At 65.6% G+C, this 23,502-nt stretch carries 19 protein-coding genes; 8 read left to right on the top strand and 11 right to left on the bottom strand.

The window, feature by feature from the left end; genetic code table 11:
• Positions 1-25: 25 nt before the first annotated feature.
• Positions 26-394, top strand: coding sequence for a VOC family protein (locus ACZ48C_RS04255; protein WP_464782291.1), 369 nt, complete (start codon positions 26-28; stop codon positions 392-394).
• Positions 395-403: 9 nt separating this feature from the next.
• On the opposite strand, the gene pepN is transcribed toward ACZ48C_RS04255, so the two are convergent.
• Positions 404-3,052 (bottom strand): aminopeptidase N, encoded by a 2,649-nt coding sequence (pepN, locus tag ACZ48C_RS04260; protein ID WP_464782292.1) that lies wholly within the window; start codon positions 3,050-3,052, stop codon positions 404-406.
• 322 nt (positions 3,053-3,374) lie between these two features.
• Here pepN and ACZ48C_RS04265 point away from each other — a divergent pair, with 322 nt between their 5' ends.
• On the top strand, positions 3,375-4,313 hold the full coding sequence (locus tag ACZ48C_RS04265) for a DMT family transporter (RefSeq protein ID WP_464782293.1): 939 nt from the start codon (positions 3,375-3,377) through the stop codon (positions 4,311-4,313).
• On the opposite strand, the gene ACZ48C_RS04270 is transcribed toward ACZ48C_RS04265, so the two are convergent.
• The 7 genes from ACZ48C_RS04270 to ACZ48C_RS04300 all read right to left on the bottom strand — a co-directional run bounded on the left by ACZ48C_RS04270 (position 4,304) and on the right by ACZ48C_RS04300 (position 11,055).
• Positions 4,304-5,590 carry an MFS transporter gene (locus ACZ48C_RS04270; protein ID WP_464782294.1) on the bottom strand — a complete coding sequence of 429 codons (1,287 nt, stop codon included), beginning with the start codon at positions 5,588-5,590 and terminating at the stop codon, positions 4,304-4,306. The two genes, ACZ48C_RS04265 and ACZ48C_RS04270, sit on opposite strands and share 10 nt — an antisense overlap.
• Positions 5,591-5,915: 325 nt before the next feature.
• Positions 5,916-6,059 (bottom strand): hypothetical protein, encoded by a 144-nt coding sequence (locus ACZ48C_RS04275; protein WP_162911530.1) that lies wholly within the window; start codon positions 6,057-6,059, stop codon positions 5,916-5,918.
• Between the two features lie 52 nt (positions 6,060-6,111).
• Positions 6,112-6,288, bottom strand: a complete 177-nt coding sequence (locus tag ACZ48C_RS04280; protein WP_162911529.1) for a hypothetical protein — start codon at positions 6,286-6,288, stop codon at positions 6,112-6,114.
• Positions 6,289-6,499: 211 nt separating this feature from the next.
• Positions 6,500-7,360, bottom strand: a complete 861-nt coding sequence (locus ACZ48C_RS04285) for a uracil-DNA glycosylase (RefSeq protein WP_464782295.1) — start codon at positions 7,358-7,360, stop codon at positions 6,500-6,502.
• A gap of 45 nt (positions 7,361-7,405) precedes the next feature.
• Positions 7,406-8,698, bottom strand: coding sequence for an Hsp70 family protein (locus ACZ48C_RS04290; RefSeq protein ID WP_464782296.1), 1,293 nt, complete (start codon positions 8,696-8,698; stop codon positions 7,406-7,408).
• Positions 8,699-8,840: 142 nt separating this feature from the next.
• On the bottom strand, positions 8,841-9,629 hold the full coding sequence (locus tag ACZ48C_RS04295) for an SDR family oxidoreductase (RefSeq protein WP_464782297.1): 789 nt from the start codon (positions 9,627-9,629) through the stop codon (positions 8,841-8,843).
• A gap of 22 nt (positions 9,630-9,651) precedes the next feature.
• On the bottom strand, positions 9,652-11,055 hold the full coding sequence (locus ACZ48C_RS04300; protein WP_464782298.1) for an FAD-binding oxidoreductase: 1,404 nt from the start codon (positions 11,053-11,055) through the stop codon (positions 9,652-9,654).
• 268 nt (positions 11,056-11,323) lie between these two features.
• Here ACZ48C_RS04300 and ACZ48C_RS04305 point away from each other — a divergent pair, with 268 nt between their 5' ends.
• The gene (locus ACZ48C_RS04305) at positions 11,324-12,988 is read left to right on the top strand and encodes an electron transfer flavoprotein-ubiquinone oxidoreductase (RefSeq protein ID WP_464782299.1); all 1,665 of its coding nucleotides are present in this window, start codon (positions 11,324-11,326) and stop codon (positions 12,986-12,988) included.
• Between the two features lie 134 nt (positions 12,989-13,122).
• Here the strand turns inward: ACZ48C_RS04305 and mgtE are convergent, their stop codons facing one another.
• On the bottom strand, positions 13,123-14,502 hold the full coding sequence (gene mgtE / locus ACZ48C_RS04310) for a magnesium transporter (protein WP_464782300.1): 1,380 nt from the start codon (positions 14,500-14,502) through the stop codon (positions 13,123-13,125).
• A 302-nt stretch (positions 14,503-14,804) separates the two neighbouring features.
• On the opposite strand from mgtE, the gene ACZ48C_RS04315 reads away from it, so the two are divergent.
• The 3 genes from ACZ48C_RS04315 (at position 14,805) to ACZ48C_RS04325 (ending at position 17,841) form a co-directional block, all read left to right on the top strand.
• Positions 14,805-15,434, top strand: coding sequence for a L,D-transpeptidase family protein (locus tag ACZ48C_RS04315; protein ID WP_424546694.1), 630 nt, complete (start codon positions 14,805-14,807; stop codon positions 15,432-15,434).
• A gap of 359 nt (positions 15,435-15,793) precedes the next feature.
• The gene (locus tag ACZ48C_RS04320) at positions 15,794-16,792 is read left to right on the top strand and encodes an ABC transporter substrate-binding protein (protein ID WP_119258871.1); all 999 of its coding nucleotides are present in this window, start codon (positions 15,794-15,796) and stop codon (positions 16,790-16,792) included.
• A 161-nt stretch (positions 16,793-16,953) separates the two neighbouring features.
• Entirely contained in the window at positions 16,954-17,841 is an 888-nt protein-coding gene (locus ACZ48C_RS04325; protein ID WP_119258870.1) for an ABC transporter permease, read from the top strand.
• Between the two features lie 73 nt (positions 17,842-17,914).
• Here ACZ48C_RS04325 and ACZ48C_RS04330 read toward each other — a convergent pair whose 3' ends face one another.
• Complete coding sequence (locus ACZ48C_RS04330; protein ID WP_119258869.1) at positions 17,915-19,153, bottom strand: MFS transporter; 1,239 nt, start codon at positions 19,151-19,153, stop codon at positions 17,915-17,917.
• Between the two features lie 343 nt (positions 19,154-19,496).
• On the opposite strand from ACZ48C_RS04330, the gene ACZ48C_RS04335 reads away from it, so the two are divergent.
• Entirely contained in the window at positions 19,497-20,435 is a 939-nt protein-coding gene (locus ACZ48C_RS04335) for a diacylglycerol/lipid kinase family protein (RefSeq protein ID WP_119258868.1), read from the top strand.
• A gap of 171 nt (positions 20,436-20,606) precedes the next feature.
• Here ACZ48C_RS04335 and ACZ48C_RS04340 read toward each other — a convergent pair whose 3' ends face one another.
• Positions 20,607-21,977, bottom strand: coding sequence for a glutamine synthetase family protein (locus tag ACZ48C_RS04340; RefSeq protein ID WP_464782301.1), 1,371 nt, complete (start codon positions 21,975-21,977; stop codon positions 20,607-20,609).
• Between the two features lie 149 nt (positions 21,978-22,126).
• Between ACZ48C_RS04340 and ACZ48C_RS04345 the strand changes: the two genes are divergently transcribed.
• Positions 22,127-23,500: an aspartate aminotransferase family protein gene (locus ACZ48C_RS04345; protein WP_464782302.1), complete on the top strand. Its 1,374-nt coding sequence runs from the start codon at positions 22,127-22,129 to the stop codon at positions 23,498-23,500.
• Positions 23,501-23,502: the final 2 nt, after the last annotated feature.

Below are 23,502 nucleotides of genomic sequence, written 5' to 3' on the forward strand. Positions count from 1 at the left end.
TCAAAGCAACGAAAGGACGATCCGCATGATCTCTCCCAATCTCCTGATCCTCTATGTCGGGAACCCGGCGGCAAGCGGCCGCTTCTACGAGCAGCTTTTCGGCCGCGCGCCGATGGCCCAGTCGGCCGGCTTCGTCGCCTTCCGGTTCGAGAACGGCCTCGGTCTCGGCCTGTGGTCGACCAGCTCGCCGGAATTCGTCTCGTCTGGCACCGGCCATCGTTCCGAGATCGCCATCGCCGTCGATGACGATGCGGCGATCAACGCGCTGCATGAAACGTGGAAGGCGGCCGGCGTCGCCATCGAGCAGCCGCCGTTCACGGCCGTCTTCGGCCGCACCTTCGTCGCGCTGGACCCGGATGGCCACCGGATCCGCGTCTGCCCGCCGGACAAGTGAGCCGGGGGCTCAGCCCTTCAGCATGCGTTCCACGATGTCGGAGACGTCGGAGGAGAGCTTTTCGCCCGCGGCGATGGTACGCAATGCGTTGCGGGCGTGGTCGGAGCGCACCTCCTCCAGCGCCCGCCAGGAGCGCATGGAAGTGAGGATGCGCGCGGCGAGCTGCGGGTTCTTGGGGTCGATCTCCAGGATCTGCTCGGCGAGGAACCGGTAGCCCGCGCCGTCCGCCCGGTTGAAGCCGGTCGGGTTGGAGAAGGCGAAGGTGCCGACGAGCGCGCGCACGCGGTTCGGGTTCGCCTTGTTGAAATGCGGGCTCGTCATCAGCGCCTTGACGCGCGCAAGCGCGCCGTCGCCGGGAATGGTCGACTGGATGGAGAACCACTTGTCGATGACCAGCGCGTTGTCGGCAAAGCGGGCGCGGAAGGTCTCCAGCGCCGCCGCCGTTTCCGGCGCATCGGGGAAGCGGTGGGCGAGTACCGTCAGCGCCGCGCTGAGATCCGTCATGTTGTCGGCGTTTGCGAAGGCCTGTGCCGCGCGGGCCGGCGTGCTGTCGGAAACGGCGAGATAGGCGAGCGCCGCGTTGCGCAGCGCGCGCTGGCCGGCGCTTGCCGCATCCGGCGTGAAGGCGCCTTCGGTGCGGTTGGCGTCGAACAGCCTTGCGAAGGCCGCGGGATCGCGGTTCGCGACGAAGGCAAGCACGGCCTCGCGGCCGGCGCGGATGGCGTCCGGGTCGTTGTTGCTGCCGAGCTCGCGGGCGATGTCGGATTCCGACGGCAGGGCCAGCGCCTGCGCGCGGAAGGCCGGCTCCAGCGCCTCGTCGCCGGCAATGGCGATCAGCGTATCGGCGAGAACCGCATTGGTTTCCACCGGTTCGCCTATCCGCGCCTTGCGCGCCGCCTCGACGAGGTTCGGCAGGGCAAGATCGTTCAGCGCCTGCCAGCGGGAGAAGAGGTCGCTATCGTGGCGGGCAATCTGGGCGAGGTCGGCCGGAGCCTGCTCGAAATGCAGGTTGATCGGCGCGGAGAAGCTGCGGTTGAGCGAGACGACCGGGCGCGAGGCGATGCCGGAGAAGGTGACGGTCTGGCGGCGCTCCTTGAGGTGCAGCACGTCGCCGGTCACATCCGCGCCGCTGACGGCGCTCGGCGTGGCTTCCGAGCCGTCAGCCAGCAGCAGGCCGAAGCGCAGCGGAATGTGCATTGGCTCCTTGGTCGCCTGGCCGGGCGTCGGCGGGATCATCTGCTCCAGCGACAGCGTGAATTCGCCCTTCGCCTGGTCGTAGCTGCACGAGACGCTGACGAGCGGCGTGCCGGCCTGGTGATACCAGAGCGAGAACTGCGAAAGGTCGACGCCGTTCGCGTCCTCGAAGCATTTGACGAAGTCCTCGATCGTCGCAGCGTCGCCGTCATGACGCTCGAAATAGAGGTCCATGCCCTTCTTGAAGCCGTCCGGGCCGACGATGGTCGCGATCATGCGCGTGACCTCGGAGCCCTTCTCGTAGACGGTCGTCGTGTAGAAGTTGTTGATCTCGCGGTATTTCGTCGGGCGCACCGGATGGGCGAGGGGGCCTGCATCCTCCGGGAACTGCTCCGACTTCAGGTGCCGCACCTCGGCGATGCGCTTGACGGCGCGCGAGCGCTGGTCGGCGGAGAATTCGTGGTCGCGATAGACCGTCAGGCCTTCCTTGAGGCAGAGCTGGAACCAGTCGCGGCAGGTGACGCGGTTGCCGGTCCAGTTGTGGAAATATTCGTGGGCGATGATCGCCTCGATATTCGCATAGTCCTGGTCGGTCGCGGTTTCCGGGTCGGCCAGCACGTATTTGTCGTTGAAGACGTTGAGCCCCTTGTTCTCCATGGCGCCCATGTTGAAGTCGGAGACGGCGACGATCATGAAGATGTCGAGGTCGTATTCGCGGCCGAACACCTCCTCGTCCCATTTCATCGAGCGCTTCAGCGCATCCATCGCATAGGCCGCGCGCGGCTCCTTGCCGTGCTCGACATAAATCTTCAGCGTCACCTCGCGGCCGGACATCGTCGTGAACGTGTCCTCGACCACGCCGAGATCGCCGGCGACGAGCGCGAAGAGATAGGAGGGTTTCGGATGCGGGTCGAACCAGGCGGCGAAATGCTTGCCCTCGCCGTAGCCCGCGCCGCCGAGGAAATTGCCGTTGGAGAGCAGGAGCGGGCAGCCCGCCTTGTCGGCGATGATGTTGACCGTGTAGACGGCGAGCACGTCCGGCCGGTCGGGGAAATAGGTGATGCGGCGGAAGCCCTCGGCCTCGCACTGCGTGCAATAGACGCCGTTCGTGCGGTAGAGGCCCATGAGCTGGGTATTGGCCTCGGGATTGATCATCGTGGTGATCGTGATCTCGAAGGGCTCGCTCGCCGGCAGGTCGCGGATCGTCAGGCTATCGGGCTTGGCGTCGTAGCGGGCGGCGTCCATCTCCATCTGGTCGAAGAGGAGGCCGGTCATGACCAGCTCGTCGCCGTCGAGGACGAGTGGCGCGGTAAGGTCGGCGCCCTCACGGCGGTGGAAGATCAGGCGGGCCTCGACCTTGGTTTCCGTCGGGTCCAGTTCGAAGGTCAGATCGACGCGCTCGAGAACGAAGTCAGTCTGGCGATAGTCCGCCAGGTGGATGATCTGGCCGTTCTCTGTCCGCATGGATATGTCCTGCTCTATGCCGCCCGGCCCCTCGTGCCTGTGCATGGCGGAAGGGGCGCCGGGACGGTCTGCCCCCAAGTTCAACGAATTGATAGGACGATTGGCTTAACATCTCATTTCCAAGGGAAAGCTGAAATCACAAAATCGTGCCGTCCCGGCACAGCATTTCTTTGGTCCGGTCCGATCAAAATTATCCGCGATGCATCACGAGAATTCATCGTACCCGGCCCGCAATGCGGCTAGACTTGCGATCGTCTGAATCGGTTCTCCGATCATCCTCAGTCCCCGAAGCCACGGCCGGCCCGCCGTGACGAGTTCCCGCATGGACGTCCAGTCTCCCGATCCCATGAAGGGGATTTGCCTGAAGGTCGCCTCGGTGATGACGTTCCTGTGCATGTCGACGCTCATCAAGGCGGCCGGCAAGGACATTCCGGCGGGCCAGATCACCTTCCTGCGCTCCGCCTTCGCCATGGTGCCGATCCTCGTCTTCCTCGGCCTGCACGGGCAGTTGCGCGACGCCTTCCGCACGAAGGACATTTTCGGGCATTTCAAGCGCGGCTTCGTCGGCATCCTCTCCATGGGCTTCGGCTTCTACGGGCTCGTGCACCTGCCCCTGCCGGAATCCATCGCGCTCGGCTATGCGCTGCCGCTCTTCACCGTCATGATCGCCGCCGTCTTCCTCAAGGAGCGGGTCGGCCTCTATCGCTGGACGGCCGTTCTCGTCGGCCTCGTCGGCGTCGCGATCATCAGCTGGCCGCGCCTCACGCTTTTCCGCAGCGGCGGTATGGGCTCGTCGGAGGCGATGGGCGTGCTCGCCATGCTGGCCTTCGGCGTGCTCGGCTCCTGCGCCATGGTGCTGGTGCGCAAGCTGGTGCAGACGGAGCGCACGCCGACCATCGTGATCTATTTCTCGCTCTTCGCCTCGCTCTTCTCGCTCGGCACGCTGCCCTTCGGCTGGATTGCGCTCGGTTGGCAATCGCTCGTCCTGATGGCGCTCGCCGGCTTCTGCGGCGGCATCGCGCAATTGCTGCTGACGTCGAGCTACCGCTATGCCGACGTCTCCACCATCGCGCCCTTCGAATATACGTCCATCGTGCTCGGCCTGGTCATCGGCTACGTCCTGTTCGGCGACGTGCCGACGCGCACCATGCTCCTCGGCACCGCCATCGTCGTCAGCGCCGGCATCTTCGTGATCTTCCGCGAGCACCGGCTCGACCTGAAGCGCCGTGCCGAGCTTCGCCACAAGCTGCCTCAGGGCTGACGCCATTCCGGCGTCGTCGTGTCCTCCACCAGCTCCTCGGGTACCGCATCCGGCTGGAGCGCCGCCGCCGCGGCATCGGCGCCGAGCGGCTGCGCCGCCATGGCCTGGAAATCCGTCTTGGCGACGAGGCCGTCGTTTTCCTCGCGCCGGCTGATGCGCCAGGCGGCATAGGCGCCGTAGAGCAGGAAATAGACGGCGAGCACCGCAAAGAGCGAACCGGGGCCGAAGCGGTCCATGATGGGACCGACCATAATGGGACCGGAGATCGTCCCGACGCCGTAGACGATCATCATGCCGGAGGAGACCTCGACATATTCGTCCGGCTGCGCCCGGTCGTTGGCATGGGCGACATTCAGCGCATAGATCGGGAAGATCACCGAGCCGACGCAGGCGGCGGCGATATAGAGCAGGACCGGCGGCCCGCCGGCCACGAGCGCCATGACGAGGCAGGAGACCGTTCCGACCGCGCCGCAGGCGACCATCACGAGGCGGCGGTCCATCCGGTCGGAGGCCCGGCCGATCGGAATCTGCGAGAGGGAGCTGCCGATGAGCACCGAGGCGAGCAGCGTCGCGCCCTCGGCGGTCGTCAGCCCGCTGCGCTGCGTGAAGACGCCGCCGAGATTGAGCCAGGCGCCGGAAAGCGCGCCGGCGAGGAACGCCCCGACCACGGCGACGGGCGAGCGGCGATAGAGCGTCGGAACGTTGAAGCGCACCTGCGTCGGCGCCGCCGGCAGCGGCGAGGAGGTGAGGGCGGTCGGCAGCAGCGCGACCGAGAAGATGATGCCGCAGAGGATGAAGAGCGTCGTATTGGAGGGATCGCCGAGCGGCACGAGATATTGCCCGCCGATCGTGCCGACCATGGTCGTGATCAGGTAGATGGAGAAGACCGAGCCGCGATTGTCGTTCGTCACCTTCTCGTTCAGCCAGCTTTCGATGATGAGATAGCTGCCGGAAATGGCGAAGCCCGATATGGCGCGGAACAGCATCCAGGCCGGCCAGTCCACGACGAGCGCGCAGAGCAGGATGGCGATGGCAAGCATCGTGATCAGCGCCACGAACACCCGCACATGGCCGACGAGCAGCACGAATTTCGGTGTGACGATGCAGGAGAGCGTGAAGCCGATCGTGTAGCCCGTCGCGATCATCGAGATCGTCTGCGTCGACCAGCCTTCCGCGACCGCGCGCACCGGCACGACATAACTCTGGAGGCCGAAGGCCACCATCATCAGGAGGGTGGACAGCATCAGGCTGAGGATCGGCACGAGGCTCGCCAGCATGGGGGCTCCGGAAAAGGCGGGATGCGTTCGCTTGCGACTGTCGCTCTATTGCGCCGCCCGCGCGCTGTCCACTGCGACAACGGCTGGCGTAAAGAGATTGTCATGAAACGGAGAGGTTGCAGCTTCCCGGAAGGGGCATGCTGAAGAAAACGTCGGGCGAAAAGAAAGGAGGTGAGACATTTGAAAATCCGGCTTACGCCGGTCATCAGGTTCAGGACTTGGCGCTTCACCCTGACGATCAGCCAAGAAACGGGAACCGGGCTTCGGCCCGGTCTCCACCCGAGGAAGGCGTCTCACTTCCTCACGATGGCGATCATATCGCGGCTCAGTTGGGCAGGAAGGCCTTGAGCGGATCGCGGCGCTGCACGGCGTCGCGCGGCAGGGAAGCGAGCACCGAATATTCCCGCGCGGCGTTCACGGCGGCGCGGATATCGGCGATATCGGACATCAGCTTGCGGATCGTGGCCATGGCTTGCTCCTGCGGTCGTCTGGAGAGGGCGCGGACGCGCCCTCGCATTCGCTCAGCGCGTGATGAACTCGGAGAAGAGCTGGGCGGGGCGGTTGATGCGGGCAAAGCCGGCGGCCGTGAGCTGCTCGTTGGCCGGGGCAGCGATGCCGCCGAAGCCGCGGCCGGCGCGGAGGCCGGAATGGCGGAGCGTCTCGAAGCTCGAATGAATGGGCCGAAAACGGGCGGTCATGGGTCGATTCCTTAAATCCTGTCCTCCCGTGTCCTTATATTGCACCGCAACATTGATTTCGCAATGCGACATTCTGCCCGGCAGATATGTGCAATTCGCATGGCTGATGAAATATTTTGTTCATGCTTGAGGCAGATTCGCGGCAAGGCGCTTGAGGGTTGGCAGGAGGTTGCGGCCAAGTCCTTGAAAAGACTGGTTGGCTTTGCTGGTGTCAGCCCTTGAGCCCTGCGCGGAAGGCAAGGAGGTCCTGCCAGGCCAGCCGCTTGCTGATCGGCGCCGTCACGAGATCCTGTGGATGGAGCGTCGCGAAGGCGGGGACCGTGCGGCCGGCAACCTCGATGTCGCGCCATTCCCCGCGCAACTGGTGGATCGTGTCGTTGGAGCGCAGGAGGAAGCGCGCGGCGAAATTGCCGAGGATCAGCAGGTGATTCGGCTCGGCAAGCGCGATCTGCCGTTCGATGAAAGGCCGGCAGATATCGGCTTCGCGCTGCGACGGCGGGCGGTTGCCCGGCGGCCGCCACGGCACGACATTGGTCAGGAGCAGGTCGGCGCGGGCAAGCCCGATGCCGGCGAGCATGCGGTCGAGCATCGCGCCCTGCCGGCCGGAGAAGGGCTGGCCGTCGCGGTCGTCCTCGGCATTCGGCATGGCGCCGATCACCATGACGGAGGGTTTCGCATTGCCCTCGGCAAAGACGAGGCAGCGCGCACTGGTCTTGAGGTTGCAGCCGTTGAAGCCTTCCATCGCGGTGCGCAGCTCGTCCAGCGAACGGGCGCTGGCGGCGGCGAATTCGGCCTCGGATACGGCCTGGCTGTCCGGGATCGAGACATTCGGCATCGGGGCAGGGGTGGCGGGCCGCGCTTGCTCCTGCCGCGCGGGGGCCTGCCGGGCCGGTGCCTGAGCCGCGGGTGCGGCCTCCTGTCGGGGCTGTGCGCCCCGCGCCGCGCGCATCGCCTCGAATTCGGCGATGCGGTCGACCGCCTCTTCCTCCAGCAGCCATTCCACGCCCGCATCCGCATAGAAATGCAGAAGCGAACGGAGCTGTTCGGGATGGAGGTCTCTGGCGGCGTTCATGCGGCGTACCTTAGCGAAGCGATGGGCGGGAGGAAAGCGCCCGCGTCACGCCGCCCACTGCGCGACGTCCTCGCTTTCGCCGATCAGCGCAAGGCCGTGGGCGATGGAAAGCAGCTCGCCGCCCGTCTCGATCTTTTCGGCATCGAAGCGGCGGTTGAAGATGTTCCGCACGGCCGGCACGAAGGAGGTGCCGCCGGTGAGGAACACCTTGTCGACCTCCGCCGGTGCCGTACCGGTCTTTTCCAGCACCTCGTCGAGCGCGCCCTCGATGCGGGCGAGGTCCGGCGCGATCCAGCCTTCGAAATCGGCGCGCTTCACCACCTTGCGGCCGGCGGCGCCGAGCGGGGCGAAGTCGAATTCCGCTTCGTCGGACGAAGAAAGCGCCATCTTGGTCGCGGAGATCGCCTGGTAGAGCGGATAGCCCTCGTCATGCTCGACGAGGTCGATGAAGAGCTCCAGCTTTTCCGGCTCCAGAGCCGAGCGCACCAGTGACTTGAGATCGGTGAATTCGCGCGTCGTCTTGAAGATCGACAACTGGTTCCAGCGCGCGAAATTGGCGTAGTACCCGCTCGGCACCTCCAGCACCTTGTCGAAGCTCCTGAAATGCGTGCCCTTGCCGATCTCGGGCGCCACGAGATGGTCGATCATGCGCGCGTCGAAATGGTCGCCCGCAATGCCGACGCCCGAATGGCCGATGGGCCTTGCCGCCAGCCGGCCCGCCTGCCGCTCGAAGCGGATCAGCGAATAGTCCGTCGTGCCGCCGCCGAAGTCGGCGACCAGCACGGTCGCGTCGCTCTTCAGCGTCTGGGCGAAATAATAGGCGGCTGCGACCGGCTCGAAAACATAGTGGATCTCCGGAAAGCCGAGCCGTGTCAGCGCGGCGTTGTAGCGCTCCAGCGCAAGGTCCGGGTCCGGGCTTGCCCCGGCGAACTGCACCGGCCGGCCGGCGATCACCCGCGAGACGTCCCCCGGCCATTCGTCGCCGGCATAGGCCTTGAGGCGCCGCAGGAAGATTTCCATCAGGTCGTCGAAAGCGTGCCGGCGGGCGAAGATCAACGTGCCCTGGAAGAGGGCGCTGGCCGCAAAAGTCTTGATCGATTGCAGGAAGCGGCAATCGCCGGGATTGTCGATGAACTGGCGGATCGCCGCCTGCCCGGCCTCGACCTTCAGCGCCTGCGCGCCGACGACCGGATCCTTCATGAAGGAAAGCGCTGTGCGCATCGTGTCGGTGACGCCGACGCTGCTTTCGAAGTGCATCGACTGCGTGTCGCTGCCGCCTGTCGCAAACGCCAGAACCGTGTTGGTCGTGCCGAAATCGAGCCCGAGTGCCCGTGCCATCGCCGTGCCCCTTTGTCCGCTGGTATGGGTTGAACCGGAGCGAAGGGCTCCGCGCGCGAAAGGGCGCGTCAGGCGCGCCCCGCAATTTGAGAGCGCGCCAGATCGCACAGGCGGCGGCGGATGGCAAGGGCGGAGGCTGCCCTCAGACCGAATGCGCCGCCCCGCCGTCGCAGCGGACGAGGCTGCCGGTCACGTAGCTTGCCGGCGTGCTGCAGAGGAAGGCGGCGGTCGCGGCGAATTCCTCGACGGTGCCGTAGCGGCGGGCGGGGATCGCCTTTTCCGAGGCCGCGCGCACGTCCTCGACGCTCCTGCCGCTACGCTCGGCCGCGGCGGCATCGAGGCTCTTCAGCCGGTCGGTCATGATGCTTCCCGGCAGCAGCATGTTGCTGGTGATGCCGTATTGCGCGACCTCGCCCGCCAGCGTCTTCGACCAGCCGGCCAGCGCCGGCCGCAGCGTGTTGGAGAGCGCAAGGCCGGGGATCGGCTCGATTACGCCGGAGGAGGCGACGGTGAGGATGCGGCCCCAGCCACGCTCCTTCATGCCCGGCAGCAGGCGGTTGGTGAGCGTGATGATGCGCAGCACCATGGAATTGAAATAGGCGGCGAGCTTCTCCTCGCTCATGTCCTCGGTCGAGCCCGGCGTCGGCCCGCCGGAATTGTTGACGAGGATATCGACGCCGCTGAGCTTTTCGGACACCGCCTTCACCAGCGTCTCGACGAAGCTCTCGTCGCCCAGATCGGCCTGGACCCAGTCCGCCCGGCCGGGGCCTTCCGCGTTGATGGCCTTGCAATTGGCCTCCAGCACTTCGGCGCTGCGGCCGCACAGGAGCACATGCGCGCCCTCGCGGGCGAGCGCGACGGCAATGCCCTTGCCGAGGCCGCGGGAGGAGGCGAGGACGAGGGCGCGTTTGCCCGCGATGGCGAGATCCATGGTGAGGTCCTTCCTTTTGGGTTCAATCGGCGCGGTAGGGCACCTTGCCGGGATTGAACAGGTTCTTCGGGTCGAGCGCGGCCTTGATCGCCTGCGCCAGAGCGCGGCGGGCCGGATTGCCATAGGTGAGATAGGCGCGGCGCTTCTCCGTGCCTACCCCATGCTCGGCGGAAAAGCTGCCGCCGGCTTCCGTGACGCCGGTATAGACGGCATCCTCGATGGCGTCCTTCACGGCCGGGGCCGCCGCGCCCTCGCCGATGACGGAAAGATGCAGGTTGCCGTCGGCGACATGGCCATAGACATAGGCGTCGAAACTCGGATGCACCGCCTTCAACCGGGCGTCGAGGTCCGCGACATAGGCGTCCAGCGCGCCGGGCGGCAGCGATACGTCGTAGGAGGGCGCGGCGGGATGCAGGCGATAGATGAAATCGCTTTCCTCCCGCAGCGCCCAGAAGCGCCGCGCCTGGTCGAGCGAGGCGGCGACGATGCCGCTGGTCAGCCCGTGCTGCTCCCAGAGTCCGGCAAGGCCCTCTTCCAGCGCGGTGCGGGCCTCCGCTTCGCTGGCGGCGGAAACCTCCATCAAGAGGACCGCCGCCGTGCCGTCCTCCAGCCAGTCGAGGTCGAAGCCGCGCTCTCCCGCGCTGTCGAGGAAATAGCGCCGCCACATCAGTTCGGCCCCTTCGAGCTGCAAGGCGGGCAGGGAACGGAAATGGGCGATCACGGCAAGCGCGGAGGCCGCGTCCCTGACGCCGACGAGGGCGGTGGCGCGCATCGGGTTGAAGCTTTCCAGCTTCAGCACCGCGCGGGTGACGAAGCCATAGGCCCCTTCCGAGCCGATGAGCAGCTGCTTGATGTCCGGCCCGGCGCTGACCTTGAGCACGCGCGTCAGGTCGCTGAAAAGGCTGCCGTCCGGCATCACGGCCTCGATGCCGAGCACCTGATGGCGCATCACGCCGTTGCGGAAGGCGAGGATGCCGCCGGCATTGGTGGCGATCATGCCGCCGATGGTGGCGCTGCCGCGCGCGGCAAGGTCGATGCCGGGGGTGAGGCCGAACGCGGCGGTCGCTTCCTGCAGCGCCTGCAGCGTCACGCCCGCGCCGACCGTCACCGTGCGGGCGAGGGGATCGATGCCCTCGATACGATCGAGCCGCGCCGTCGAGAGGATGAGGTCACCCGGCCGGCTGATGCCGCCGCCGACAAGCCCCGTGCGCCCGCCCTGCGGCACGATGGGCACACCGTTCTCCGCGCACCAGCGCACGACCGCTGCCGCCGCCTCCGGTGTCGCCGGCATCGCCATGGCGCCGGCGCCGAAATTGTCCGGATGCTCGCCGGGATGCCGGCCGCCGAGCATGTCGGCTCCGATAAGGTGGAGGTCCCCGCCGAATTCGTTCAAGTCGCGCTGGAGCGATCGGATAATCTCGGACATGGCGCTTCCTCTCGGGCAGGCATTCGGGCTGGCCGAATGCGTAGTCCCGAGGACAAGCGGAATCAAGCGCGTAGCCCATCGGCAGGACCGACAATCGATTGACGTTTACGTTAAAGTAAACAATACTTCGGGCCCATGTCATGAGGTCATGCGCAAATGCGGGGAAAGTCTGTCGCAGAACGGCTCGACAAGATTTACCGTATTTGTCATGACAGGCCGATACGAGGGACTTTCCGCGGCTTTTGAGGGGGCGCGGGTGGAGAGATGAATGAGCGAAGAAATGGAACTCCCCGAACGCGAATCGATGGAATTCGACGTTGTGATCGTCGGTGCGGGCCCGGCCGGCCTTTCGGCGGCGATCCGGTTGAAGCAGGTGAACCCCGATCTGACGGTCGTCGTCCTGGAAAAGGGCTCGGAAGTCGGCGCGCATATCCTGTCGGGCGCGGTCGTCGATCCCATCGGCATCGACCGCCTGCTGCCCGGCTGGCGCGAGGATGAAAGCCATCCCTTCAAGACCGAGGTGACGGACGACCACTTCCTCTTCCTCGGCCCGGCCGGCTCCGTCCGCCTGCCGAACGCCTTCATGCCGCCGCTGATGAACAACCACGGCAACTACATCGTCTCGCTCGGCAATGTCTGTCGCTGGCTGGCGGCCAAGGCGGAGGAGCTTGGCGTCGAGATCTATCCGGGCTTCGCCGCGACCGAAGTGCTCTACAACGACGAAGGCGCGGTGATCGGCGTCGCCACCGGCGACATGGGCATCGAGCGCAATGGCGAGCCCGGCCCGAACTATACCCGTGGCATGGCGCTGCTCGGCAAATACACGCTGATCTCGGAAGGCGTGCGCGGTTCGCTCGCCAAGCAGCTCATCGCGAAGTTCGATCTCCAGAAGGATCGCGAGCCGCAAAAATTCGGCATCGGCCTCAAGGAGCTCTGGCAGGTCAAGCCCGAGAACCACAGGCCCGGCCTCGTGCAGCACTCCTTCGGCTGGCCGCTCGGCATGAAGACTGGCGGCGGCTCGTTCCTGTACCACCTCGAAGACAACATGGTCGCCGTCGGCTTCGTGGTGCACCTCAACTACAAGAACCCCTATCTCTTCCCCTTCGAGGAGTTCCAGCGCTTCAAGACCCATCCGGCGATCCGGGGAACCTTCGAGGGCGGCAAGCGCCTCTCCTATGGCGCACGCGCCATCACCGAGGGCGGCTACCAGTCGGTGCCGAAGCTGTCGTTCCCCGGCGGCGCGCTGATCGGCTGCTCGGCCGGTTTCGTCAACGTGCCGCGCATCAAGGGCAGCCACAATGCGGTGCTGTCGGGCATGCTCGCGGCGGAAAAGCTGGCGGACGCCATCGCCAACGGCCGCGCCAATGACGAGCCGATCGAGATCGAACAGGGCTGGCGCGATAGCGCCATCGGCTCGGACCTCAGGAAGGTGCGCAACGTCAAGCCGCTCTGGTCGAAGTTCGGCACGGCGGTCGGCGTGGCGCTTGGCGGTCTCGACATGTGGACGAACACGCTGCTCGGCTTCTCCTTCTTCGGCACGCTGAAGCACGGCAAGACCGATGCCGCCTCTCTGGAGCCGGCGGCCAAGCACCAGCGGATCGATTATCCCAAGCCCGATGGCGTGCTGACCTTCGATCGTCTCTCCTCGGTGTTCCTGTCGAACACCAACCACGAGGAAGACCAGCCGATCCATCTCCAGGTGAAGAACCCGGAACTGCAGAAGACCTCGGAACTCGACGTCTATGCCGGCCCGTCGACCCGCTACTGTCCTGCGGGCGTCTACGAATGGGTGGAGAAGGACGGCAAGGACGTCTTCGTGATCAACGCGCAGAATTGCGTGCACTGCAAGACTTGCGACATCAAGGACCCGAACCAGAACATCAACTGGGTGCCGCCACAAGGGGGCGAAGGGCCGGTCTATCCCAACATGTAATGTTGGGAGAGGCTGGGCCGCACGGGCCCCCGGAAAAGGAAAGAGCCGGCGAAGGGCCGGTCTATCCTAATATGTGATGCCGGAGCGGCAGCAGACAGAAAGGCCGATGGAGCGATCCACCGGCCTTTCTGTTTCTAGAGCAGCGTCCCGCTGAGGATCACCAGCGCGACGCTGAAATAGATCACCAGTCCGCTGACATCGACCAGCGTGGCGACGAAGGGCGCTGAGGCGCTGGCGGGGTCGAAGCGCAGCCGCTGCAGCAGGAAGGGCAGCATGGAGCCCGCCATCGAGCCGAAGGCGACGATGCCGATCAGCGCGGCGAAGACCGTCAGGCCGATGAGAACCCAGTGCGGCCCGTAGTCGTAGAGGCCGATCTCTTGCCAGAGCGTGATGCGGGCGAAGCCGACGAGGCCGAGCATGGCGCCGAGCGCGATGCCCGTCGGAAGCTCGCGCAGCGCGACCCTCCACCAGTCGGAAAGCTTCAATTCGCCGAGCGCCAGCGCGCGGATGATCAGCGAGGTGGCCTGCGAGCCCGAATTGCCGCCCGAGCTCATGATCAGCGGCACGAACAGCGTCAGCACGATGGCCTTTTCCAGCTCCGCCTCGAAATGCTGCATGGCGCTCGCCGTCAGCATCTCGCCGAGGAACAGTGCGGCGAGCCAGCCGGCGCGCTTGCGGATCATCCCGCCGAGGCCGATCTGCATATAGGGCTTGCCGAGCGCTTCCATGCCGCCGAACTTGTGCGCGTCCTCCGTCGTGTCGGCGATCATCGTGTCGATCACGTCGTCCACGGTGACGATGCCGAGGACGTTGCGCTTGTCGTCGAGCACGGGGATGGCCAGCAGGTTGTGGCTGCGGATCTGCCGGGCGACTTCTTCCTGCGGCGTCAGCGGGGTGACGCTGACGACGCCGGCCTGCCGGGCGACGCTCATGATGCTGGCGGCGGGATCGCCCATGATCAGGCGGCGCAGGGTGACGACCCCGCTGAGCGCGCGGCTTTCCGGCTCCAGAACGTAGATGGCGTAGATGGTCTCGCTCGACTTTTCCACGGCGCGCACGTGGTCCAGCGCCTCGGCGACCGTGATGTCCTCGAGCACGCTGACGAATTCCGGGGTCATCATGGCGCCGGCGGTGCGCTGCGGATAGGCCATGAGATGGGAGACGGCCTGCGCCGTCGCCGGATCGAGCCGGGCGAAGATGGCGGAGCGCCGTGCGCCGTCCTCCATAGCCTGGAAGAGGTCGGCGACCCGGTCGTAGGCGGTGTCCTTGAGGAGCCGCGCGGCATGGTCCGTCGGCAGGGCCGCGACGATGTCGGCCGCTCCGTGCAGTTCGGGCCGGGAGATGACGGCGAGAGCCTTCCCCTCGGGCAGCGTGGCGAGCTGGCGTGCGGCTTCGCGCACGTCGAGCCGGTTGAGCTGCTCGATGCGGTCGGCGATGGTGGGGGCCTTGCGGCCGGTATTCAGAAGGTCGCGTGCGGCGCGGCCGGCGGTTGCGGGGAAACGCTGGATGTTCATGTTGCTCGCCTTTCCGTCGATCGGCCCTTGCGGCCGACCGGGCGAGCTGACGGAAACGTCAGTGCACGATATGCCGCTCGGGCGTCCTCGATCGACTGCTACTGTCGCTTGGCATCGTGATGATGGCTCCGTTGAAATCCGCGCGGGAGGAGTGAAATCCCGCACGTTCGTTTGTGATGTGCCCGTTTCCCGCGAATGTCAAGACGGAGATGGCTGCGGGCGCTGCGGCCTTTCGTCCGTTAACCGGCCATTAACCATACCTCCATAAATCTTTGAGGAATGGCAAATGGTTAGGGGGCCTCATGTCGATCTCACGCCGCGGATTCCTCATCGGCGCGTCTGCATTGCTGGCAGGCTGCGCGACGAACGGCACCAGTGATCGCGCCAACTACGGCGACCGGCTGGACGAGAAGCATCCGCTCCGGGCGATGCCGCTCGACAAGATCAAGCCCGAGCTGCGCCGCCAGGAGGTCGCCTACGATACGCCGCACGCCGCCGGCACCATCGTCGTCGATACGCCGGCGCGCCGCCTCTACTACGTACTCGGCAACGGCCGGGCGATGCGCTACGGCATCGGCGTCGGCCGGCAGGGCTATTCGCTGGCGGGCAGCGCCTATATCGGCCGCAAGGCCGAATGGCCGAGCTGGACGCCGACGCCCAACATGATCCGCCGCGATCCGAAGAAGAACCTGAAATATGCCGCAGGCGTGCCCGGCGGCATCAATAACCCGCTCGGCGCCCGCGCCATCTATCTCTACCAGAACGGTCGCGACACCATGTTCCGCATCCACGGCACCAACCAGCCGTGGTCCATCGGCCAGGCCATGTCGAGCGGCTGCGTGCGCATGCTCAACCATGACGTGATCGATCTCTACGAGCGCGTTCAGGTCAGCGGCCGCGTCTTCGTCATCCAGGGCCGCCGCGAAGCCTGATCTGAGGCGCTTTCGGCGCCCATGTCGCATCGGATCAAGGCCGGCTTCGCGCCGGCCTTTCGTTTGCGGGTTGAAAAAGCTGAATTGTATCATACCATTGCCGCCGGAGCCCCACGCGCGGACAATGTGGGGACGGTTCTGCGAATTTGATGTCGCCATGACGCATCGGGGTCAATTCCAGACGCATTCGTACCGGCATTCGACTTTGTAGCTGCAAAAGTCGAGGATGCGGTATCGCGGATCCAGGAGGGCTTCCGGTCCCTTCGGGAACGTTCCGTGGAGGATTACGGGCCTGGCGGCGGCGGTGCGGCGGGGCTCGGACAGACACAACGACACCGCCGCAAAATGAGGGAACGGATATGAAACATCTTCTTGCTTCCACCTGCCTCGTCGCCGGCCTCATGGCCATGACGGGCGCCGCACGCGCCGAATGCGGCGACGTGACCATCGCCAGCATGAACTGGCAGAGCGCCGAGGTCCTCGCCGCACTCGACAAGTTCATCCTGAACGAAGGCTATGGCTGCAATGCCGAGGTCATCGTCGGCGACACGGTCCCGACCATCACCTCGATGATCGAGAAGGGCGACCCGGATCTCGCGCCGGAAGGCTGGGTGGACCTCCTGCCGGACGTCGTCAAGCGCGGCATCGACGAGGGCAAGCTGGTCGGCGCGGCCGTCGCGCTGTCCGACGGCGCTGTCCAGGGCTGGTGGATTCCGAAATACGTCGCCGATGCCCATCCGGACATCAAGACGATCGACGACGCGCTGAAGCACCCGGAACTGTTCCCGGATCCGGAGGACAAGAGCAAGGGCGCCGTTCATAACGGCCCGCAGGGCTGGGGCGGCACGGTCGTGACCGGCCAGCTCTACAAGGCCTATGGCGGGGAAGCCGCGAACTTCACGCTGATCGATACCGGCTCTGCCGCCGGCCTCGACGGCTCCATCGCCAAGGCCTACGAGCGCAAGGAAGGCTGGGTCGGCTACTACTGGGCCCCGACCGCGCTGCTCGGCAAGTACGACATGGTGAAGCTCGAGCACGGCGTTCCCTATGATGCGGCCGAGTGGAAGCGCTGCAACACGGTTGCCGATTGCCCGGATCCGAAGAAGAACGACTGGCCGAAGGACACCGTCCAGACGCTCGTGACCAAGCCGTTCTCCGAACGCGCCGGCGAAGACGTCATGGCCTATCTCAACAAGCGCGCCTGGACGAACGCCACGGTCAACAAGCTGATGGCCTGGATGACCGACAACCAGGCGAGCGGCGACGACGGCGCCAAGCACTTCCTGGAGGAGAACGAAGCCCTCTGGAAGGACTGGGTCTCGCCGGAAGCGGCCGAAAAGATCAAGGCCGCGCTCTGAGCGACTGAACAATCGGGGCGGCGTGTCGCAGGGCACGCCGCCCTTCTTCTTCGTTTTAGCGCATGTCGTTGGCGCAAATCGCCATGCAATTTCCCGCGGCATGCTTCAGGGTTTGGTTCGCAAGCCGGCACAAGACCGGACGGAACCGGAAGGGGATCGACATGGACTGGTTTACGAAATTTCCGACGATGGACGCGAACTCGCTGCGCGACCTCAAGAAGGCGATCGACGAGGGCTTCCGCGCCTTCACCCGCGCCTATGGCGACAGCATCGAAGGCCTCTTCGAACCGTTGCAGCACTTTCTCATCTGGTCCGAGCGCTTCATGACGAAGACGCCCTGGCCGATCATCCTCCTGCTCATCGCGCTGGTCGCCTGGTTTGCCAGTCGCAACTGGAAGATCGTCGCCGGCAGCATCGCCACGCTCCTCGTGATCGGCTATTTCGACATGTGGGACGACACGATGAAGACGGTCTCGATGATCTTCGTCTGTACCGTCCTCTCCATCGTCATCGGCATACCGATCGGCATTCTCATGTCGCGGTCCGACCGGGTGCAGAACGCCATCAACCCGATCCTCGACGTGATGCAGACCATGCCGAGCTTCGTCTATCTGATTCCCGTGGTCATGCTTCTCGGCATCGGCAAGGTTCCGGGCCTCATCGCGGTCGTCATCTACGCCATTCCGCCGATGATCCGTCTCACCAATCTCGGCATTCGTCTCGTCGACAAGGACGTGCTGGAAGCGGCCGACGCCTTCGGCTCGTCGAGCTGGCAGAAGCTGAAGAACGTGCAGATGCCGCTGGCCCTGCCCACCATCATGGCCGGCATCAACCAGACGATCATGATGGCGCTCGCCATGGTGGTCATCGCCTCGATGATCGGCGTGCAGGGCCTCGGTCAGCCGGTGCTGAAGGCGATCTCCAACCAGTATTTCACGCTCGGCATCTTCAATGGTCTCGCCATCGTCGGCATCGCGATCATCTTCGACCGCGTCAGCCAGGCTTTTGGCGCAAGGTTGCAGAAGCACCGCGAGATCATCCACGGCTGATCCGGGCAGGAAGCAAGGAAAAGGGCGCCCCGGCAAAAGCCGTGGGCGCCCTTTTCGTTTCCGCGTTCGGCGATTACTCCGCCGGGCAGACCGGCGTCGCGGCGCGATCCATCTTTTCCAGCGACAGCGAGAGCAGGAAGACGCCGAAGCCGACAACGGCGGTGGAAGCGCCGACGAAGCCCATCGAGGCGTAGCCGTAGCCGGCGCTGATCGACAGGCCGCCGAAGAATGCGCCGAGCGCATTGGCGACGTTGAAGGCCGAGTGGTTGAGCGCGGCGGCGAGCGTCTGGGCATTGCCAGCGACGTCCATCAGGCGCGTCTGGAGGGCAGGGCCGACGACGAAGCTGCAGCCGATCAGGAAGCAGCAGAGGCCGAGCAGCACCGGATTGTGCGCGGTCAGCGACAGGCTGACGAGCACGAAGAAATAGAGCACCAGCGACCAGCCGATCGTGCGCATCAGCGACATGTCGGCAAGCTTGGCGCCGAAGATGTTGCCGACGATCATGCCGCCGCCGAAGATCGCCATGAAGACCGGCACCATGCCGACATTGAGCCCGGCGACGTCCGTGACGATCGGCGAGATATAGGTGAAGACCGCGAACATGCCGCAGAAGCCGGTCGCCGCGATGCCGAGCGTCAGCCAGACCTGCCTGCGCCCGAGGGCGCTAAGCTCCGTCAGCGCGTTGATGCCCTTGGGCGCCTTGTCGCGCGGCAGGAAGAGGGCGATCAGCGCGACCGTCAGAAGCCCCGTGATGCCGACGGCGATGAACATGAACTGCCAGTCGAACACCTGGCCGAAGAAGGCGGCGAGCGGGGTGCCGATCAGGGTGGCGACCGTGAGCCCGAGCATGACCTTGCCGACCGCCTGCGTGCGCTTGTTGACCGGCACCATCGACGCGGCGACGAGCGCTGCAACGCCGAAATAGGCCCCGTGCGGCAGGCCGGAGAGGAAGCGGAACAGCATGAAGCTCTCGAAGGTCGGCGCGGCGGCGCTGGCAAGGTTGCCGGCGGCGAAGACGCCCATCAGCACCAGCAGCAGGTCGCGGCGGCGGTAGCGCGCGCCGATGACGGCGATGACCGGCGCGCCGACCACCACGCCGAGCGCATAGGCGCTGATCACGTAGCCGGCCTGGGCGGTCGTCACGCCGAAGGTGCCGGCAACGTCCGGCAAGAGGCCCATGATGGCGAACTCGCCGGTGCCGATGCCGAAGCTGCCGACGGCGAGCGCCAGGATGATGAGGGTGACGGTGAGCGCCGGAAGCGGTGGCTGCCCGGAGGAGAGGGCGGCGTTCGGCAGGGGATGTTCGGACACGGGGAGGCTCCGCAGGTATGGCCCACACGGCAAACCGGCGACGAACCCTCACAAGGGCGGCCACTCCTCCTGGCTGCGAATGCGATCTGGTCCGGCCGAAATGGCCTGGATGGGAAAGGGTAAGAATCGATCGGACGGCGTACTCCCGACGCCAGGCGACCGGATTGCACTATATCAAAGTGCCGCGCGCTGCCTACTGCCAATTTTGGCCGAAAATGCAATTGCCGGCGCCGCCGCTTTTCACGAATTGTTGCACTGCCTTTCACCCCCGCCTGTGAATCGCCGCTTTCTCCGTTATCTAATGGAGGACACAGGCGTTCTCGGCCATAAGCGGAGTATGCGAATGAGAGTACAGGCGATTTTCAACAGGGACGGGGGGACGTTCCGCACCACCGACATGGAGGCCTATGCGCGTCATGCGGAAAGGGTCTTCGCGGCGGCAGGGCATCACCTCGACTGTGATATCGTCGAAGGGGCCGATATCGAGATGGCGCTGCACCGCTGCGCCGAGCGCACCGACCTCGACGCGATGCTGGCGGGCGGCGGCGACGGCACGGTGTCGGCGGCGGCCGGCCTTGCCTGGCAGAGCGGAATGCCGCTCGGCATCGTTCCGGCCGGCACGATGAACCTCTTCGCCCGCTCGCTGAAGATCCCGCTCGACATCTGGCAGGCGATCGAGGCGCTGGCCGATGGCGACATCGCCGCCGCCGATATCGGCACGGCCGACGACCGGGCCTTCGTGCACCAGTTTTCCGCCGGTCTGCACGCCCGCATGGTGCGGCTGCGCAACGGGATGACCTACCGTTCCCGGCTCGGCAAGATGGCCGCCAACACCCGCGCGGCCCTCGGCGTCATCTTCAACCCGCCGGAATTCGAGGTGGAGTTCAATGTCGACGGCGTCGAGGAGCACCGCAAGGTCTCGGCGATCAACGTCTCCAACAACCGCTTCGGGGAAAACGGCCTGCTCTATGCCGACGATCTGACGGGTGGCCATCTCGGCTTCTACACCACCAATCCCCTGAAGCCCGCGGGCGTGGCGAAGCTCGCCTTCGACATCCTGCGCGGCAAGCTGCGCGAGAATGCAGACGTCACGGAAATGACCGGCACCGAGGTGGAATTGCACTTTCCCAATGTCGACCGATCGATCAACTGCGTGATCGACGGCGAACTCCTGCCGATGGACCGCGACGTCTCCATCCGCCTCCATCCGGGCGAGCTGAAGGTCATGGTGCCGAAGGTGCAGGCGGAGAACATGGCGACCACCGAGCCGGCCGCCGCCTGAGGTAGTGCGGAAGCTTGCCCCTCACCCTAGCCCTCTCCCCGCAAGCCGGGAGAGGGGACTTGCCCCACGCGACGTTGAGGAGTGAGGAAACCGGTGCGGCATATCTCCTTCGCCCCGCTTGCGGGGAGAAGGTGGCCGGTAGGCCGGATGAGGGGCACCCGCCCCTAACCGTCAAATTCGCGGCAGATAGGTCTGGTAGTCGAAATCCGACACCGTGCGCAGGAAGGTGATCGCCTCCTTGCGCTTCGTATCGCCGTAGAGCTTCTGGTAGGCCGCACCGAAGGCGTCCGCGATGAAGGGCGAGGCGGAGAACTCCTCGACGGCCGTCAGGAAGTCGTGCGTCAGGCGCCTGGCGTCGGCCACGTCCTTGCCCGGCTCCGTCACCGGGCCCGGATCGAGGTCGTTTTCGAGGCCGAGCAGGATGCCGCCGAGGATCGCCGTCAAAAGCAGGTAGGGATTGACGTCCGCGCCCGCCACGCGATGCTCGACGCGTGCCGCCGGGCCGTCCTTGTCCGGGATGCGGATGGCGGTGCCGCGATGGCCGAAGCCCCAGGTAAGGTCAACCGGCGCGAAGGAGCCCGGCTGGAAGCGGCGGTAGGAATTGGCGAAGGGCGCGAAGACGAGCTGCGCGTCGCGCATGGTCTGCAGCATGCCGGCGGTGATGGACTTCAGCTTCGTCGGCTCGCCGCCCTTTGCGTCGAGGATGTTGCGGCCGTCCCTGTCAATGATGCTGCAATGGACATGCAGGCCCGAGCCCGCATGCTCGGCATAGGGCTTGGCCATGCAGGTGGACTTCAGGCCGAAGCGGGGCGCGGCCAGTTCGGCGATGCGCTTGAGATAGATGCAGTCGTCGGCGGCCGCCATGGCGTCCGGCCGGTGCAGCAGGTTGATCTCGAACTGGCCGGGGCCGAATTCGGCGGTCGTCGCATCGGCCGGCAGGTCCATCGTTTTCGCCCAGCTCCGCACGGTCTGGAGATAGCCATCGAGCGCATCCGTCGCGCGCATGTCGTAGAGCTGGAAACCGTTCGGCTCGCCGCGATACATCAGCGCCGCCGGTGGGCGCGGCTTGCCGGTCTCGCGCCAGTCGTCCTCGACCACGTAGAATTCGAGCTCGGTCGCCACGACCGGTGTCAAACCCTTGTCTTCGAAACGCTTCAGCATGCGCCCGAGAATGGCGCGCGGATCCATGAAGGAGGCGCTGCCGTCGAATTCGTGCATGGTAGCGAGCACCTGGCGCGAGCCTTCCGGCGCCCAGGGCATGGCCGCCAGCGAGCGGCGGTCGGGAATGCACAGGCCGTCGGGATCGCCGACGGAAATGGAAAGGCCGGTGATGTCGTCATTGTCGTCGCCCCAGATGTCGAGCGACTGGGTGGAGGAGGGCAGGCGCACGGAACCGTCCCAGATCTTCTTCTCGCCTTCCAGCGGAACCTGCTTGCCGCGCAGGTCCCCGTTCATGCCGACGAGGAGGATTTCGATACGGGCCGGGGCATCGATAGGGGCGTTGGCGCGCGGCGAACCGGCTGCCGTCTTGTCGTTTGTCATGGTGCCTGCTTTTGGTTTGGCGGGAAGCAAGGACAGGAAATTTTGCGTGCGCTCGATCTCTTGCCAAATGCCTGTTGTATGGGCATTTTCGTAGCCCATTCTGTCTCGCCGTTCAATAAGGCGGGGCCTACCCCCAAGGATGTAGTCAAATGTCGAACAGCAGTGCAGCAGCCGCTTCCAACCTCGGTGCCCTCGATGCCGCTCATCATCTTCATCCCTTCTCGGACATGAAGAAGCTGAACGCGACGGGCACGCGCATCATCGAGCGGGGCGAGGGCTCCTATATCTTCGACAATCACGGCAAGCGCTATCTCGACGGCTTCGCCGGTCTCTGGTGCGTCAATATCGGCTATGGCCGCAGGGAGATCGCCGACGCGGTCATGCGCCAGATGAACGAGCTGCCCTATTATAACACCTTCTTCGGCACCACGACGCCGCCGGCCGTGCTGCTCGCCCAGAAGATCACCTCGCATGCCGGCCCGAACATCAACCGCGTCTTTTTCACCGGCTCGGGCTCGGAGGCCAATGACACCTGGTTCCGCATGGCCCGCGTCTACTGGGGCGCCATGGGCAAGCCGACCAAGAAGGCGGTCATCGCCCGCAAGAACGGCTATCACGGTTCGACGGTCGCCGGCGCCTCGCTCGGCGGCATGAAGTGGATGCACGAGCAGGGGGATCTGCCGATCGCCGGCATCCACCATATCGACCAGCCCTTCTGGTACGGCGAGGGCGGCGATCTTTCGTCCGACGAGTTCGGCCTGAAGATGGCCCGCCAGCTGGAAGAGAAGATCGATGAACTCGGCGAGGACAATGTCGCCGCCTTCGTCGCCGAGCCGATCCAGGGCGCGGGCGGCGTCATCGTGCCGCCGGCCACCTACTGGCCGGAGATCGCCCGCATCTGCAAGGCGCGCAACATCCTGCTGGTGACAGACGAGGTGATCTGCGGCTTCGGCCGCACCGGCCACTGGTTCGGCCACCAGCATTTCGGCGTCGAGCCGGACCTCGCGCCCATCGCCAAGGGCCTCTCCTCCGGCTACCTGCCCATCGGCGGCGTCATGGTCTCCGATCGCGTCGGCAACGTCCTGGTCGAGGAAGTGGGCGACTTCAACCACGGTTTCACCTATTCCGGCCACCCGGTCTGCGCGGCCGCGGCGCTGGAGAACCTGCGCATCATCGAGGACGAGAAGCTGGTCGAGCGCGTCCACGACGACATTGGCCCCTACCTCGCCGCCGGCCTCAAGTCGCTGGAGGACCTGCCGATCGTCGGCGAGGTCCAGCAGGTCGGCCTGATGGCCGCCGTCCAGCTCGCCGAGGACAAGGCGACCCGCAAGCGCTTCGAGGACAAGGAAAAAGCCGGCGTCACCGTCCGCAACCATTGCCTGGAAAGCGGCCTGGTCCTGCGCGCCACCGGTGACCGCATGCTCTTCTCCCCGCCGCTCGTCATCACCCATGCCGAGGTCGACCAGATGATCGACATCACGCGCAAGGGGCTGGAACATGCGTGGAAGGTAATGGCGGGCTGAGG

The sequence above is a fragment of the Shinella sp. 1A1 genome (assembly GCF_055379515.1).

Bases quoted from the DNA above. Each gene is read 5' to 3' on its own strand.
- ACZ48C_RS04255 (WP_464782291.1), top strand. From the start codon at position 26: ATGATCTCTCCCAATCTCCTGATCCTCTATGTCGGGAACCCGGCGGCA.
- pepN (WP_464782292.1), bottom strand. From the start codon at position 3,052: ATGCGGACAGAGAACGGCCAGATCATCCACCTGGCGGACTATCGCCAG.
- ACZ48C_RS04265 (WP_464782293.1), top strand. From the start codon at position 3,375: ATGGACGTCCAGTCTCCCGATCCCATGAAGGGGATTTGCCTGAAGGTC.
- ACZ48C_RS04270 (WP_464782294.1), bottom strand. From the start codon at position 5,590: ATGCTGGCGAGCCTCGTGCCGATCCTCAGCCTGATGCTGTCCACCCTC.
- ACZ48C_RS04275 (WP_162911530.1), bottom strand. From the start codon at position 6,059: ATGGCCACGATCCGCAAGCTGATGTCCGATATCGCCGATATCCGCGCC.
- ACZ48C_RS04280 (WP_162911529.1), bottom strand. From the start codon at position 6,288: ATGACCGCCCGTTTTCGGCCCATTCATTCGAGCTTCGAGACGCTCCGC.
- ACZ48C_RS04285 (WP_464782295.1), bottom strand. From the start codon at position 7,360: ATGAACGCCGCCAGAGACCTCCATCCCGAACAGCTCCGTTCGCTTCTG.
- ACZ48C_RS04290 (WP_464782296.1), bottom strand. From the start codon at position 8,698: ATGGCACGGGCACTCGGGCTCGATTTCGGCACGACCAACACGGTTCTG.
- ACZ48C_RS04295 (WP_464782297.1), bottom strand. From the start codon at position 9,629: ATGGATCTCGCCATCGCGGGCAAACGCGCCCTCGTCCTCGCCTCCTCC.
- ACZ48C_RS04300 (WP_464782298.1), bottom strand. From the start codon at position 11,055: ATGTCCGAGATTATCCGATCGCTCCAGCGCGACTTGAACGAATTCGGC.
- ACZ48C_RS04305 (WP_464782299.1), top strand. From the start codon at position 11,324: ATGAGCGAAGAAATGGAACTCCCCGAACGCGAATCGATGGAATTCGAC.
- mgtE (WP_464782300.1), bottom strand. From the start codon at position 14,502: ATGAACATCCAGCGTTTCCCCGCAACCGCCGGCCGCGCCGCACGCGAC.
- ACZ48C_RS04315 (WP_424546694.1), top strand. From the start codon at position 14,805: ATGTCGATCTCACGCCGCGGATTCCTCATCGGCGCGTCTGCATTGCTG.
- ACZ48C_RS04320 (WP_119258871.1), top strand. From the start codon at position 15,794: ATGAAACATCTTCTTGCTTCCACCTGCCTCGTCGCCGGCCTCATGGCC.
- ACZ48C_RS04325 (WP_119258870.1), top strand. From the start codon at position 16,954: ATGGACTGGTTTACGAAATTTCCGACGATGGACGCGAACTCGCTGCGC.
- ACZ48C_RS04335 (WP_119258868.1), top strand. From the start codon at position 19,497: ATGAGAGTACAGGCGATTTTCAACAGGGACGGGGGGACGTTCCGCACC.
- ACZ48C_RS04340 (WP_464782301.1), bottom strand. From the start codon at position 21,977: ATGACAAACGACAAGACGGCAGCCGGTTCGCCGCGCGCCAACGCCCCT.
- ACZ48C_RS04345 (WP_464782302.1), top strand. From the start codon at position 22,127: ATGTCGAACAGCAGTGCAGCAGCCGCTTCCAACCTCGGTGCCCTCGAT.